The 13,633-nt window shown below is 72.6% G+C and carries 13 protein-coding genes; 8 read left to right on the top strand and 5 right to left on the bottom strand.

What is annotated here, in order from left to right; translation table 11 throughout:
• Positions 1 to 101: 101 nt before the first annotated feature.
• Positions 102 to 515: a nuclear transport factor 2 family protein gene (locus ACFYYB_RS37555; RefSeq protein WP_389442224.1), complete on the bottom strand. Its 414-nt coding sequence runs from the start codon at positions 513 to 515 to the stop codon at positions 102 to 104.
• 70 nt (positions 516 to 585) lie between these two features.
• Positions 586 to 2,385 carry a serine/threonine-protein kinase gene (locus ACFYYB_RS37550; protein ID WP_389442222.1) on the bottom strand — a complete coding sequence of 600 codons (1,800 nt, stop codon included), beginning with the start codon at positions 2,383 to 2,385 and terminating at the stop codon, positions 586 to 588.
• A gap of 513 nt (positions 2,386 to 2,898) precedes the next feature.
• Here ACFYYB_RS37550 and ACFYYB_RS37545 point away from each other — a divergent pair.
• A complete protein-coding gene (locus ACFYYB_RS37545) occupies positions 2,899 to 3,408 on the top strand; it encodes a GNAT family N-acetyltransferase (protein WP_389442221.1) in 510 nt (169 codons plus the stop codon).
• Between the two features lie 8 nt (positions 3,409 to 3,416).
• Here the strand turns inward: ACFYYB_RS37545 and ACFYYB_RS37540 are convergent, their stop codons facing one another.
• Both ACFYYB_RS37540 and ACFYYB_RS37535 read right to left on the bottom strand, forming a co-directional pair.
• Positions 3,417 to 3,860: a MarR family winged helix-turn-helix transcriptional regulator gene (locus ACFYYB_RS37540; protein WP_389442369.1), complete on the bottom strand. Its 444-nt coding sequence runs from the start codon at positions 3,858 to 3,860 to the stop codon at positions 3,417 to 3,419.
• Positions 3,861 to 4,284: 424 nt separating this feature from the next.
• Positions 4,285 to 5,043 carry a type 1 glutamine amidotransferase family protein gene (locus tag ACFYYB_RS37535; RefSeq protein ID WP_389442218.1) on the bottom strand — a complete coding sequence of 253 codons (759 nt, stop codon included), beginning with the start codon at positions 5,041 to 5,043 and terminating at the stop codon, positions 4,285 to 4,287.
• A gap of 170 nt (positions 5,044 to 5,213) precedes the next feature.
• Here ACFYYB_RS37535 and ACFYYB_RS37530 point away from each other — a divergent pair, with 170 nt between their 5' ends.
• The 4 genes from ACFYYB_RS37530 (at position 5,214) to ACFYYB_RS37515 (ending at position 10,890) form a co-directional block, all read left to right on the top strand.
• Positions 5,214 to 6,566, top strand: coding sequence for an aspartate aminotransferase family protein (locus ACFYYB_RS37530; protein WP_389442215.1), 1,353 nt, complete (start codon positions 5,214 to 5,216; stop codon positions 6,564 to 6,566).
• A gap of 340 nt (positions 6,567 to 6,906) precedes the next feature.
• On the top strand, positions 6,907 to 7,587 hold the full coding sequence (locus ACFYYB_RS37525) for a GntR family transcriptional regulator (RefSeq protein WP_327305409.1): 681 nt from the start codon (positions 6,907 to 6,909) through the stop codon (positions 7,585 to 7,587).
• Positions 7,584 to 10,112 carry a glycosyltransferase family 2 protein gene (locus ACFYYB_RS37520; RefSeq protein ID WP_389442210.1) on the top strand — a complete coding sequence of 843 codons (2,529 nt, stop codon included), beginning with the start codon at positions 7,584 to 7,586 and terminating at the stop codon, positions 10,110 to 10,112. Before ACFYYB_RS37525 ends, ACFYYB_RS37520 begins: the two co-directional genes overlap by 4 nt.
• 127 nt (positions 10,113 to 10,239) lie before the next feature.
• A complete protein-coding gene (locus tag ACFYYB_RS37515; protein WP_389442207.1) occupies positions 10,240 to 10,890 on the top strand; it encodes a hypothetical protein in 651 nt (216 codons plus the stop codon).
• Between the two features lie 82 nt (positions 10,891 to 10,972).
• Here the strand turns inward: ACFYYB_RS37515 and ACFYYB_RS37510 are convergent, their stop codons facing one another.
• Positions 10,973 to 11,698 carry an SLATT domain-containing protein gene (locus tag ACFYYB_RS37510; protein WP_389442204.1) on the bottom strand — a complete coding sequence of 242 codons (726 nt, stop codon included), beginning with the start codon at positions 11,696 to 11,698 and terminating at the stop codon, positions 10,973 to 10,975.
• A 269-nt stretch (positions 11,699 to 11,967) separates the two neighbouring features.
• On the opposite strand from ACFYYB_RS37510, the gene ACFYYB_RS37505 reads away from it, so the two are divergent.
• Genes ACFYYB_RS37505 through ACFYYB_RS37495 form a run of 3 tightly spaced genes read left to right on the top strand, consistent with a single transcriptional unit; the run spans position 11,968 to position 13,612 of the window.
• Positions 11,968 to 12,312: a YbaB/EbfC family nucleoid-associated protein gene (locus ACFYYB_RS37505; protein WP_327305406.1), complete on the top strand. Its 345-nt coding sequence runs from the start codon at positions 11,968 to 11,970 to the stop codon at positions 12,310 to 12,312.
• A gap of 60 nt (positions 12,313 to 12,372) precedes the next feature.
• Positions 12,373 to 12,972 carry a recombination mediator RecR gene (gene recR, locus ACFYYB_RS37500; RefSeq protein WP_243330636.1) on the top strand — a complete coding sequence of 200 codons (600 nt, stop codon included), beginning with the start codon at positions 12,373 to 12,375 and terminating at the stop codon, positions 12,970 to 12,972.
• Entirely contained in the window at positions 12,965 to 13,612 is a 648-nt protein-coding gene (locus ACFYYB_RS37495) for a DUF5063 domain-containing protein (RefSeq protein ID WP_266879868.1), read from the top strand. Before recR ends, ACFYYB_RS37495 begins: the two co-directional genes overlap by 8 nt.
• Positions 13,613 to 13,633: the final 21 nt, after the last annotated feature.

The following is a 13,633-nucleotide window of genomic DNA, read 5'->3' as shown; positions in this document are numbered from 1 at the left end:
TTCCCAAGTGGCTCTCAGGTATGACAGGGGCTACTCAGGGGTCACCCATGGCTGGTTGGCGAACTGGCCCACACCCGGGTCAGTGGAGCCGCGGGCGCAGCTCAGTCGGCCGCCAGGGATTCGGCGAGCGGCTCCGCGAGCGGCTCGACGAAACCGGCACGCCAGCGCGGGGCCGGGTCCTGGCCGGGGCTGGTCCAGTACTCCCGCGCGCCGGCGATCCGCCCGTCCCGTACGGTCCACAGGGAGACGGCACGATAGACGACGTGGTCCTGAGGTATTTCCACCTCGGTCACGACGAGATCGCCGTCCGCGAGGATCCGGAGCACCTCGACGGATCTCTCGTCCGCGTAGTCGTCATCGCTGATGACGGCGATGAAGTTGTCGCGACCGACGATGCGTTCGCTGCTCACGGGCCACTCGATCACCGCGTCCGCGTCGATCAGCAGGGCCACTCCGTCCCAGTCGCGTGCCTCGATCCGCTCCCACAGTTGTGCCACTACCTTCAACGGCTCCATGTGCCGCAGTGTGCGGGGGGAGCGCGGAATGCAACAAGCTTTGCTTGCAGGCTTATTGACTTCGAAATAATTAGCGCCGTCGGTACGTGAGCGGAGCGGCCGTGCTGCCGTCCAGCTCCCGCACCAGGTTCCCGTCGGGGAGCAGCCGCAGCGTGCTCCGGCCGCCCGGTGAACACGAGGGCGGCGTGCCGGAGATCACCGTGGAGGGGTCGAGCTCCACGCTGCCGGTGGTGGCGGAGCGCAGCGGTGCGGTCCAGGCGCAGCTGAGTCCGGGGGACTGGAGCGTCAGGGACATGACGCGGGCGCCGGTCGTGCCGGGACTGAGGGTGAGCTGCCAGCTCTGCTCGCCGTTCACGGCCCGCCAGCTGCCGGCGTAGGCCTCGGGGAGTGTGGCCGGAGTGACGGAAGGGGTCGGAGTGGTGCCGGTGCCGGTGTTCGGAGCGACCGTGTCCCCGGTGCCCTGCGGGCCGGAGGACCCGGAGGAGCCGGACGGGGTGGCCGCGGAGACGCCGCCGGGCGAACCGGCACCGGGGCTGCTCATGATGGTGTACACCGTGCCGCCCGCGGCCACGGCGACGACCGCGGCGATGGCGACGAGCAGGGCCGTGGAGGCGGCCGCGGGCCGGGAGCGGGCGCCGGCGGTGGGGCCGGGGTCGGGGTACGGGCGGTAGCCGTAGTCATAGGCATGGCCGGAGTCCGCCCCGGGCACGGGAGCGAGCGTCGGTGCGGGGGCGGGTATGGGCGTCGGAGCCGGCGCCGCCGGGCCCGTACCCAGACCCGCGGCCGGACCCGCGCCCAGGCCCGTACCCGGACCCGGGCCCGGTTCCGGTTCCGCTCCGGTGCGCTGGGCGGGCACGGTCACCGGCTCGGCGCGGTACGGGCCTGCGTCCACGCGGTCCAGCAGGGCTATGGCGTGCTGTCCGAGCCGCGCGACGAGCGGCGCGGGCAGCCAGGACTCCGAGGGGTCCTTCCGGCCGTCCGGGGTGAGCCGCTCGAGGAGCTCGGCGGGGTGGGGCCGGGCGGCCGGGTCCTTGTGCAGGCAATCGCGTACGAGGTCACGCAGTTCGGCCGGTATGCCGGCCAGGTCGGGTTCCGCTTCGGTGACCCGCATCAGCAGCGCGGCGATGCCTCCGGGCTGGTCCGGGTCCCCGAAGGGCAGCCGGCCGGTGGCGGCGTAGGCGAGCACGGTGCCGAGGCCGAACACGTCGCAGGCCGCGGTGACGGGAGTGCCGTTGATCTGCTCGGGGGCGAGGAAGCCGGGGGAACCGAGGAGTTCGCCGGTCTGCGTGAGGGAGGGATCGGCGGTGGCCCCCAGGGCCCGGGCGATGCCGAAGTCGATGACGCGGGGGCCGTCGGCGGTGAGCAGGATGTTGCCGGGCTTCAGATCCCGGTGGACGAGGCCGGCGCGGTGGATGTCCTGGAGGGCGTACGAGAGCCCCTCGCCCAGGACTCGTACGGAGCCGGTCGGCAGCGGGCCGAAGTCGCGGGCCACGGCTTGGCGCAGGCTCGGCCCGGCGATGTAGGCGGTGGCCAGCCAAGGGATCTCGGCGTCGGGGTCGGCGTCGAGGACGGCGACGGTCCAGTCCCCGCCGACGAGGCGGGCGGCGTCGGCCTCGCGGCGGAAGCGGGTGCGGAAGTCGGGGTGGGCGGCGAGGTGGGGGTGGATCAGCTTCACGGCGGCGGTGCGGGTGCGGTTGCCCGTACGGGTGGGGGCTGAGGTGCCGGTTCCCGTGCCGGCGCCGGTCCCCGTGCCCGGGTCGTGGTCCTCGGCGCGGCCGAGGTAGACCTGGCCCATTCCGCCGGTTCCGAGGCGGGCGAGCAGGCGGTACGGACCGATGTGCTCCGCGTCGCGCGAGTGCAGTTGTTCCATGACAGGTGGTCCTCCCCCTGGGACTCGCCGGAGCCCGACAATAGTGCGACAGGGCACGATGCCGGTTGCGGGGGTGGGGTTGGCCCAAGGCGGCAGCGGGGCCGGAGGGGCCGGGGTCCGGGCCGGACCCGTTGCGGAGGCCGCACCAGCCGTACGGGTGGGAGGTGCACCAGCCGTACGGATGGGAGATGCGCCCGAGGGCCTGGGTGGAGGTGCGCCCGAGGGCCTGCGTGGGCCGGGCGCCTTCGGCCCCGTAGCCAGGGGGAGGCGGGTCTTCGGCCGAGCCGGTTCGGCCGGGCAGGTGGTTCCGTTGGAGCGGGGGCGCGCGTCCGGGCAGGCCGGCCTTGCGGGCGGGTCGCTCCCGGGGCCGTGCGAACGGGAACGGGCGGTCGTCCCGGCGGCTGCCGGTTACAGGCCCGGCGGCTGTGGTTCCAGCCTCACCAGGGATGCGAGGGTGCGGTGATCGGGATATCCGATCATGCGGGGAGTGTGACGAGCAGGGGAGCGGGCCCAGTGCAGCTGCGCAATGTCGAACTCGGCGACGTGGACGCCTACGTCAGGATGCGGTGCGATCCGGTCATGATGGCCGACCTCGGTGGACCGCTGCCGCGTGCGGGCATGGAGGACAAGGTCCGGCGGGATGTCCACAGGGTGGCCGCGGATCTCGACTGGATCAAGATGGTCGTCCCCGATCCGGCCGCGCCCGAAGTGGTCGCGGGAACAGTGACCTTGTGGTCCCACGAGAGTGACGACGGGCCCATGTCGGAGATCGGATGGATGGTCCTGCCGGAACACCAGGGACGGGGACTGGCCAAACTGGCCGTCCGTACCCTGCTCGAACAGGCGCGGGACGAGGGCCGTTGGGGACTCGTGCACGCGTTTCCCGCAACGGGCAACGGTGCTTCCAACGGCATCTGCCGTTCCCTCGGCTTCCGGTTCGTCGCCGGACGCGAGGTGACGTTCGCGGACCGGGTGCTGTCGGCCAACCACTGGGCCATCGACCCGAGTACCGCCCTCATATAGGGGACGGCCTAGACGGCCGGGGGGTCCGGCGGCAGGGCCGGCAGGGTGTCCAGGGCGGCCGACAGGCGTTCCAGGACGCGGACCGTTTCGGCGAAGCCGTCCTCGCCGAGGACCTCCGCGAGCCGGGCGGCCAGCGTCGCGTGGCCCGGGCCGATCCTGGCGACCGCGGCGCGGCCGGCGTCCGTGGGACGTAGCAGCTTCGCCCGGCGGTGGGCCGGGTTCGGCACGTACTCGGCGAGGCCCTTGGCGGCCAGCAGATCGGCGATGCGCTGCACGCTCTGCCGGGTGATGCCCATGGCCCGGGCGATGCCGGCGACGGGCAGCGGCTCGCGCAGTACGGCGCCGAGCACCTGCCACCAGGCTGCGGTCAGTCCCGCCGGGCGGGCCAGCTCCTCAGAGACGGAGAGGAACTGGCCGTTGAGCCGGAACACCCCGAGGGCGGTGCGGCTCAGGAGGTCCTGCCGGGTGCGCTGGGAGTTGTCCCGCGGCCCTCTGCCCCGCGCCGCCGGAGCCGCGCCGACGACCTCCGACCCGGGCGGAACCGGGCCCGGGTCCGGCGCAGGTCCCGGGTCCGGGTCCGCGGATCCGCCCGCGCCGGAGGGCCTCGAGGGCCCGGCGGGTGCGGCGTCCACGTCGGCCGCGGTCGTACGGGACCTCCCGGCGCGGGATGCCGCAACGCCGGCCGGGGCCGGGGCCGGGCCGGGGTGGCCCGGCTCGCCCGAGGCGGTTCGGGTGTCGGCGTGCGCGGCCGCGGCCCCGGCCGGTGGGGGCGCGTCCGCGCCGGGCCCGTGGTCCGGGGTGGGCGCGGCGTCTGTGCGGGGTGACGGCGGCGGATCCGTCGGTGAGGCCTGCCCGCCGGTCGGGGTCGGGGGGTCGTTACGCATCGCTCGGCTCCGCTTCCGCCGCTTCCGCTTCCGCCGCCATCAGGACCGGGTAGGCGCTCGCGTCGGAGTCGTGGAACAGGCGGTACCAGGCGTCGAGCACGTGCGGCTCGTACACCCCGAGGCGGGCGAAGACCTCGCGGGCGAACGCCACCGGTTCCGTGGGGCCCGCCGTGATCAGGTCGCCGTCGGTGACGGCGTCGGCCTCGACGTAGCGCTCGGCGCCGCCGTAGCCCGGCTGGCCGCCGAGGTAGAAGGGGGCCGCGCTGGTGTGTGTACGTCCGTCCAGGACTCCGGCGCGGGCCAGGCCGGCCGTGGCTCCGCAGATCGCGGCGACCGGGACGCCCGCCGCGAGGAACTCCTCGGCCTTCGCCGCGAAGGGGGCCAGGTCGTCGCCCGCGTCCCACAGCCCGGCGCCGGTCAGGATGAGGAGCGCGGACTCCTCGGGGCGCAGGTCCGACAGGGCCAGGTCGGGCTGGATGCGGAGGCCGCCCATCGTGGTGACGGGCCGTCCGGCGGCGACGCCGACCGTGCGGACCTCGTAGCCGTGCTGGGTCAGGTGCGCGGTGGTGTGGCCCGTCTCCCAGTCGGCGTACGTGTCGTACACCGCGACGTGGACCGTGGGGGGAGTGGGGGAGGGCGTTGCGGGCGCGGTGTGGGGCTCGGTCCCGGTTCCCGCCCGCGTCCCCGCGACCGTCCCCGCGCCCGTCTTCGCCTGGGTCTCCGCCTGCGTCTTCGCCTGGGTCTCGCTCATCGTGCTCGCCTCCAGTGTCGCCTACCGGTCACCTGCGCTTTATGACAGCATACTGACATCACGACAGCATACTGTCAATCTCTCCCCAGACAGACTGCCGAGACCCGCCCCCCACCCGCATACAGACCGCCGATATCCCTCCCCACCTGCGCACTTCTACGGTGGCGGGCATGACCCCTCACGTCACCCCGGGCGCCACCGTCAAGGCCGCCGACCGCGCTCACGTCTTCCACTCCTGGTCCGCCCAGGCCCTGATCGACCCGCTCGCCGTGGCCAAAGCCGAGGGGTCGCACTTCTGGGACTACGACGGCAAGCGCTACCTCGACTTCGCCTCCCAGCTGGTCAACACCAACATCGGTCACCAGCACCCCAAGGTCGTCGCCGCCATCCAGGAGCAGGCGGCCACGCTCTGCACCCTGGCCCCCGGTTTCGCCGTCGACGTCCGCTCCGAGGCCGCACGCCTCATCGCGCAGCGGACCCCCGGCGACCTCGACAAGATCTTCTTCACCAACGGCGGCGCCGAGGCCGTGGAGAACGCCGTCCGCATGGCCCGGCTGCACACCGGCCGGCAGAAGGTGATGTCCACCTACCGCTCGTACCACGGCGCCACCTCCGCCGCGATCAACCTGACCGGCGACCCGCGCCGCTGGCCCTCCGACACGGCCGCCGCGGGCGTCGTGCACTTCTGGGGGCCGTTCCTCTACCGCTCGCCCTTCCACGCGACCACCGAGGCCGAGGAGTGCGCGCGCGCCCTCACCCACCTCGCGGACACCATCGCCTTCGAGGGACCGGCGACGATCGCCGCGATCATCCTGGAGTCGGTCCCCGGCACGGCCGGGATCATGACCCCGCCGCCCGGCTACCTGGCCGGCGTGCGCGAGCTCTGCGACCGCTACGGCATCGTCTTCATCCTGGACGAGGTCATGTCGGGCTTCGGCCGGACCGGCAAGTGGTTCGCCGCCGAGCACTTCGACGTCACCCCCGACCTGATCACCTTCGCCAAGGGCGTCAACAGCGGCTACGTCCCGCTCGGCGGCGTCGCGATCTCCGGCGCGATCGCCGAGACCTTCGCCACGCGCCCCTACCCGGGCGGGCTGACCTACTCCGGTCACCCCCTCGCCTGCGCCGCCGCCGTCGCGACGATGAACGCGATGGAGGAGGAGGGCATCGTCGAGCACTCCGCCCACCTCGGCGAGAACGTGATCGGCCCGGCCCTCGCCGAGCTCGCGGAGCGGCACCCCTCGGTCGGGGAGGTGCGGGGCCTGGGCACCTTCTGGGCCCTGGAACTCGTACGGAACCAGGAGACGCGCGAGCCGCTCGTCCCCTACAACGCCGCGGGCGCCGACAACGCGCCGATGGCCGAGTTCGCCGCGGCCTGCAAGGCGTCCGGGCTGTGGCCGTTCGTCAACATGAACCGCACCCACGTGGTCCCTCCGTGCAACATCACGGAGGCGGACGCGAAGGAGGGCCTCGCCCTGCTGGACGACGCGCTGACCGTCGCCGACCGGCACGTTTCGGCCTGACCGAGGCGTACGGAGGCGTACCGAGGGCGTGCAGAGGGCGCACCGAGGGCGTACAGGCCGCCTACGGAGCCCTTGCGGAAGCCCGGTCGACCACTCGACCGGGCTTCGGCGTGCGACCCCCCGCCGGGCCGCACGGAAGCCCTGAACAGGCTTTGAGCAGCAAGGACACCCCTGTGCGGGTGCCCGTGAGCGGTCCCGCGCAGGGGAAAGCGATCAAGAAGAGGGGCGGCGCCCGTCCGGATAACGGGCACTAAATCCACATAGCGGCCACAAACCGATCGGTTTCAGCCGTCCTGCCTGGCCTAAGGTGTCCGAAGCCCACAGATGGAGACGGACCCCTATGCCAGGCAGCGGCGCTGTCACCCGCAACACACTTCGCCAGCAGATCGCGGACGCGCTGCGTGACGAGGTGCTCGCGGGACGCCTGGCGGCCGGCAGCGAGTTCACCGTCAAACAGATCGCCGAGCAGTACGAGGTCTCGGCGACCCCCGTCCGCGAGGCCCTCGTCGATCTCTCCGCGCAGGGCCTGCTCGACTCCGTCCAGCACCGCGGCTTCCGCGTCCGAGTCTTCTCCGTGGACGATTTCCGGGGCATGATCGAGGCTCGTACGTTGATCGTGGAAGGCATCTTCCGCAGGCTCGTGGAACGCGGCACCGCCCCCGGCTCCGGGGAACGGATCGTCTCGGTGCGCCGCCGGGCGGAAGAGGCGCGGCGGGCGGCGCTGAACGGCTCACTCGAAGTGCTGATCGGCTACGACCTGCGCTTCTGGAGGGAGCTGAGCGGGCTGGTCGGCAACATCTACATCTCAGAGTTCCTGCACCGGATCCGGGTGCAGTGCTGGGTGTTCTCCGTGCCCTACATGAAGGCGAACCCGGACCTGCGTGCCCAGCTGTGGTCCGGTCACAACGAACTCATGGACGCGGTGACCCGCGCCGACGCCGAGGAGGTACGACGCCTCGTGCACGCGTACAACCAGCACGGTCTCGACTGGGCCGCGGGCCTGAAGGCGGCGGGCGCATGAGCGGGGAGAGCGCCGTGAGCGGCGACCAGGAGACACGGGCCGCTTCCGGTGCACGCTGGCTCGGCGCGGTCGGGCTGTCCGTCGTCGTCCCCGCTCCCGTTCCGGAGCGGAACCTCACCGCTCTGCGCGAGCACCTCGACGCGCACTGCGGCACGGGCCCCGGCGCCTGGGAACTCATCGTGGTCACCGGCGACGCGGCCGCCCCGACGGCGGCGGCCGACGCGGCGGAACCCGGGATCGACGCCGCGGAACCCGGGATCGACGTCGCGGAACCCCGGATCCGGCTGATCCGCCTCGGCGACACCGGCAGTGGCGACGGCCGGAGCGGCAAGGGCGCGGCCCTGCGCGCCGGAGTGCTCGCCTCCACGGGCGACCGGGTGCTGCTCACGGACCCCGCCCTCACCACCCCGCTCGACGAGCTGGCCCGCCTCGAAGAGGCCCTGGACCAGGACGCCCACCCCGACGACGCCCACCCGGACACCCGCCCCGCCGTGGTCCTAGGACGCTCCCGGAACGGCCTGGTCCGCACCCTGGGCATCCCCGGCATACCGGGATTCCGCGCAGACACCTGCGCCTTCGCCCTCTTCGACGGCGACCGTGCCCGCGCCGCCTTCGCCGCCTCCACCCTCGACGGACCGGCCATCGACGCCGAGGTCCTGCGCTGGATCCGCCGCCAGGGCTGGCCCGTGGCGGAGGTCGAACTCGCGGCCCGCCGCACCGGCACCCCGAAGACGGCCACCCTGGAGACGGCCACCCCGAACGCCCCGCGCCCCGACCGCCGCCGGGCCCTCGGCGAACTGTTCCGCCTCAACGCCGGCGGCCTCGCCGTGGCCCTCGCGTTCCTCGCGCTCTCCTTCTACGTCTTCCAGGGCCTGTGGCGGGACCTCGACGGCGCCTACCTCGCTGACGCGCTCCAGGACCAGAACCAGTGGGAGTGGTTCGTCGGCGTCACCACCGACAACATCACCCACCTCCGCAACCCGCTCTTCACCCTCTCCCAGGGCATGCCCGACGGCGTGAACCTGATGGCCAACGCCACGATGCTCGGCCTGAACATCCCGCTGATCCCGGTGACGCTGCTCTTCGGCGAGACCGTCACCTTCGCGCTGGTCCTCACGCTGGGCATGGCCGCCAGTGCCTGGACCTGGTACTGGCTGATCCGCCGCCGGTTCGTGCGCAGCCGCTGGGCCGCCGCCGCGGGCGGGGCGCTCGCCGCCTTCGCGCCGCCGATGGTCTCGCACGCCAACGGCCACCCGAACTTCGTCGTCCTCTTCATGATCCCGCTGATCATCGACCGGGCCCTGCGCCTGTGCGAGGGCCACCGCGAGGGTCGCGGCGCGACGCGTGACGGGGTCCTGCTCGGCCTCTTCGCGACGTACCAGATCTTCATCGGCGAGGAACCGCTGCTCATCGCCGCGCTCGGCATGCTGGTCTTCTGCTTCGCCTACCTCGTGGTCGCCCCCCGCCGCGCCCTCGCGGCCGCCCGCCCGCTGGGTTCCGGTCTGCTCGTCGCGCTCGGCGTGTGCCTGCCGCTGGTGGCCGTGCCGCTGTACTGGCAGTTCTTCGGCCCGCAGAGCTACCACTCGGTCCTGCACGGGGACAACGCCGGGAACAGCCCGCGCGCCCTGATCGAGTACGCCTCCCGCTCGCTCTTCGGAGACCCCGAGACGGCCGGCAAGCTCTCCCTGAACACCACCGAGCAGAACGCCTTCTACGGCTGGCCCCTGCTCGCCTTCGGCGTCGTCGTGTGCGTGTGGCTGTGGCGGAGCAAGGCCGTACGGGCCCTCGCGCTCACCGGCTTCGTCGCGCTGCTGCTGTCCCTCGGGCCGTGGGTGCCCGTACCCCGCACGGAGATCGTGCTGCCGGGCCCCTGGCGCCTGATGATCAAGCTGCCGCTCTTCGAGTCGGTGATCGAGGGGCGCGTGGCGATGGTGTGCGCCCCCGTCCTGGGCATCCTGCTCGCCCTGGCGCTCGACCGGATCCTGCGGCTGCCCACGCGGGAGGTGCGGACGCTGGGCCTGCTGGGGGTGGCGGCCGCGCTGATCCCGGTCCTGCCGCTGCCGCTGACCGTACGGGACCGCGCGCCGGTCCCCGCCTTCATCACCTCCGGGGACTGGAAGGGCTACGTCAAGGACGGGGAGGCACTCGTTCCGGTACCGCTGCCGGACCCGGGCCAGGCGGACGCGCTGCACTGGCAGGTGGAGGCGGACTTCGGCTTCCGGCTGGCCGGCGGCTACTTCAACGGCCCGTGGGGCCCCGACCGGGTCGGCATCTACGGAGCCACCCCGCGGCACCTCTCGAACCTCCTGCGCGACGTCCGCTACGGCGGGCAGCCGCCCGAGATCACCGACTCCTGGCGGCTGCAGGCCCGCCAGGACCTGGAGTACTGGAAGGCCGGCGCGGTCGTCCTGCCCTTCCAGGACCGGGACACCGAGCTACGGGGTCTGATCACCGGGCTGCTGGGCCGGGAACCGGAGAAGGTGCGCGACGCATGGGTCTGGCGGGTGGGCCCGGGAGAGCCGTAGGCGTGGATCGGTCCGGCACCACGCCGGATCCGCGCCCTGCGTATCTTCGGGTCCACTCACCCCTTCGCTGAGCGTGTCCGGCGCACTACGCTGGCCCGATCGGCGACAACGACTGATCGGAGGCCGAGTGGCCTGTGACCTGTGGCTGGTCCCCCTTGTCGACGTGCTGTGCCACAGCCCCGACAATCCCTTCGCGGAAGAGATCGCCTCGTACGACAAGGCGCTGGGCGAGGCCGGACTGCCGTCCGTGCCGGTGTTCGCGTACATGCCGGGGCTTTCCGGGGACGTCGCCCCGGTGGCCGGTTTCGACTACGACGCCCTGCACTTCCTGCGGCGGGCGTACCTGCTCCAGATCTGCGGGCTGCCGGTGACGCCGGTGGACGAGTTGGGCGGGGACTACGAGCAACTGCTGGAGATGTTCGAGCCGACGGCTCAGCAGTCGCACCTGGTGTGGCACTACGACCACGCGGGGGCCTACGTCCCCGTGGACTTCGCGTACCCGCTGGCCAACGAGGAGCTGCTGGCCGGGGGCGGGCCGCTGGGGTCCGCACAGGGCCTGCTGCGCGAGCTGGCGCTGGTGGCTCCCGCGATCGGGATAGACCCCCGGAACCCGCCCGTGGCGCCGGCGCCCCCGGGGCGCCCGACGTCGCTGGAGGAGCCGGCCGGGCCGATCCCGTACGACGACAGCCCCTTCGCGCGGGAGCGGCACGTATGGCTGGGCCTGCACGCGGCGGCGACCCGGAGCCTGGGCCAGGGCTCGATGATCATCTTCAGCTGACGCGGCCCGCACGCATGCGGGCCCCGCGCGTACGCCCCGGACGGGTCCGGCTCCGCACGGCGGAGCCGGACCCGTCCCGGTGTCAGCGCGGCTGCTCCGGCGGTCTCTGCCGGGGCATGTTCGGGCGGGTGCCCGGGGGGAGCGGGAAGCGGGCCGGCGGGACGTACGCCTCCGAGCGGGATCCGCCCGCGCCCAGGGACTGCATGACCAGCGGGGCGGGGCCGGAGCTGAACTCGACCATCCACTCCGCGGTCTCGGACCGCACGAGCTCGGTGACGTCCTCCGAGAAGCGGCGCAGCACGGTCAGACATCGCTCCGCGGCTTCGCTGGCGGTGCCCTCGGTCGGGCCCAGGATCTCGCGCACGTTCTCCGTGGCCCAGTCGAACTGCAGGGTCTGCAGTCGCCGCTGCACGGCCTGCGCCGTCGCCACGTCCCGCATCCAGCCGGAGGTCAGGCCGAAGAACCGGTCGCAGGCCAGGCAGGCCGCGCCCAGGAGCAGCGCGAGATAGCCGTACGAGGCCGCTCCGGGCGCCGAGCCGGTCAGTTCCAGCAGGGGCATCGCGGCGCCCGTGACCGCGCCGACGGCGGCCCCGATCCGCAGGATCCGGGCCCCGCGGCGCTTCCACGCCCGGTCCGACAGGTACCACTCGGCGGTGCGCAGCGCATCGGCCTCGACCCGTCGGTAGAGCTCGTCGAGCCGCTCGGCGGGCTCGCCCCAGTCCCCGAGGGGGAACGGCCGGCCGGTAAGGTCGCCGTCCTCCGCGGGATCCCGGGGTGGCCCCTCGGGCTGCATCTCCGGCTGACTCACCCGGGCACTCCCTCTTGCCTGCGCTGAACGTGTGGTGGTGCGCGTGTGCGCAATGGTGCGCATGCTCTTCCTACCTTCGAATGAGACGCGATGGGCGACGATTCCCGGGATTTCCGCCCGCAAGGGGGGCGTCATCAGGTACGCGCACGCCCCGTCTCTCACTCGAAAGAGTTGGTCCTCACGGCGTAGGGCGCGGCGCCCGGGGAGCACGTAGGCTCGGATTGACCAAGCCGCCGGCGCTTGGCCCGACGCTACGGAGTGAGTGACCTGTGATTCCCGGTGGTGGCATGCCCGACATGCAGCAGCTGCTCCAGCAGGCCCAGAAGATGCAGCAGGACCTCGCCGTGGCGCAGGACGAGCTGGCGCGCACCGAGGTCGAGGGCCAGGCCGGCGGCGGCCTGGTGAAGGCGACCGTCAACGGTTCCGGTGAACTGCGCGCGCTGGTGATCGACCCGAAGGCCGTGGACCCCGAGGACACCGAGACGCTCGCGGACCTGGTGGTCGCGGCGGTCCAGGCGGCCAACGAGAATGCGCAGGCGCTCCAGCAGCAGAAGCTGGGCCCGCTGGCGCAGGGCCTGGGCGGCGGCAGCGGTATCCCCGGCCTGCCGTTCTAGGACCCGTCCCGCTTTCCCTTCCCCCACCAGCACTCCTCAGAACCGAAAGAAGGCAGTCCGTTGTACGAAGGCGTGGTCCAGGACCTGATCGACGAACTGGGCAGGCTGCCCGGCGTCGGGCCCAAGAGCGCGCAGCGGATCGCCTTCCACATCCTGCAGGCCGAGCCCACCGATGTCCGCCGCCTCGCGCACGCGCTGCTGGAGGTCAAGGACAAGGTCCGGTTCTGCGCGGTGTGCGGGAACGTGGCGCAGGAGGAGCGGTGCAACATCTGCCGCGATCCGCGCCGCGATCTCACGGTCATCTGTGTGGTCGAGGAGTCGAAGGACGTCGTCGCGATCGAGCGGACCCGCGAATTCCGGGGGCGGTACCACGTCCTCGGCGGCGCGATCAGCCCGATCGAGGGCGTCGGACCGGACGATCTGCGCATCCGGGAGCTGCTGGCGCGGCTCGCGGACGGATCGGTCACCGAGTTGATCATCGCGACCGACCCGAACCTGGAGGGCGAGGCGACCGCCACCTACCTCGCCCGCATGATGAAGCCCATGGGCCTCAAGGTCACCCGCCTGGCCAGCGGGCTCCCCGTCGGGGGAGATCTGGAGTACGCGGACGAGGTCACGCTGGGGCGGGCCTTTGAAGGAAGGCGACTTCTCGATGTCTGACGCAACGCTGCACGCCCTGGGACTGGATCCGGACGACTTCGCGGCTTCGATCGCGGACCAGATCGAGTCCTTCATCGTCGCGGTCACCGAGGTGGCCAAGGGCGAGGACCCGGACAGCGCGGTGCCCTTCCTCCTCCTGGAGGTGTCCCAGCTGCTGCTGGCGGGCGGCCGGCTGGGCGCGTACCAGGATGTCCTGCCCGACGAGCGCTACGAGCCCGACCTGGGCCCGGAGCCGGACGTCGAGGACCTGCGCGAGCGGTTCTCCGTGATGCTGGAGCCGGTCGACGTCTACTCGGAGGTCTTCGACCCCTACGAGCCGCGCAAGGCCCCGGTCCCGCACCGGATCTCCGACGACCTGGCGGACATGGTCGCCGACCTGCGCCACGGCCTCATCCACCACCAGGCGGGCCGGATCACCGAGGCGCTGTGGTGGTGGCAGTTCTCGTACTTCACCAACTGGGGCCCGACGGCGTCGGCCACGCTGCGCGCCCTCCAGTCACTGATCGCGCACGTCCGCCTCGACCAGCCACTGGCCGCCCTGGACGGGCTGGACACGGACGAGGACCTGGCGGAGGACGAGCTCGCCGAGCAGGCCGGTCAGGTCATGGCGGAGGAGCTCGGCCAACTCGGCCGGCGGTGACGTCCCCGAGCGCCACATCCG

It is taken from the genome of Streptomyces sp. NPDC002886, from assembly GCF_042888445.1.
Classification (GTDB): Bacteria; Actinomycetota; Actinomycetes; order Streptomycetales; family Streptomycetaceae; genus Streptomyces.
Note: the sequence above shows the minus strand (reverse complement) of the source record. Positions and strands in the feature narration are given on the sequence as shown.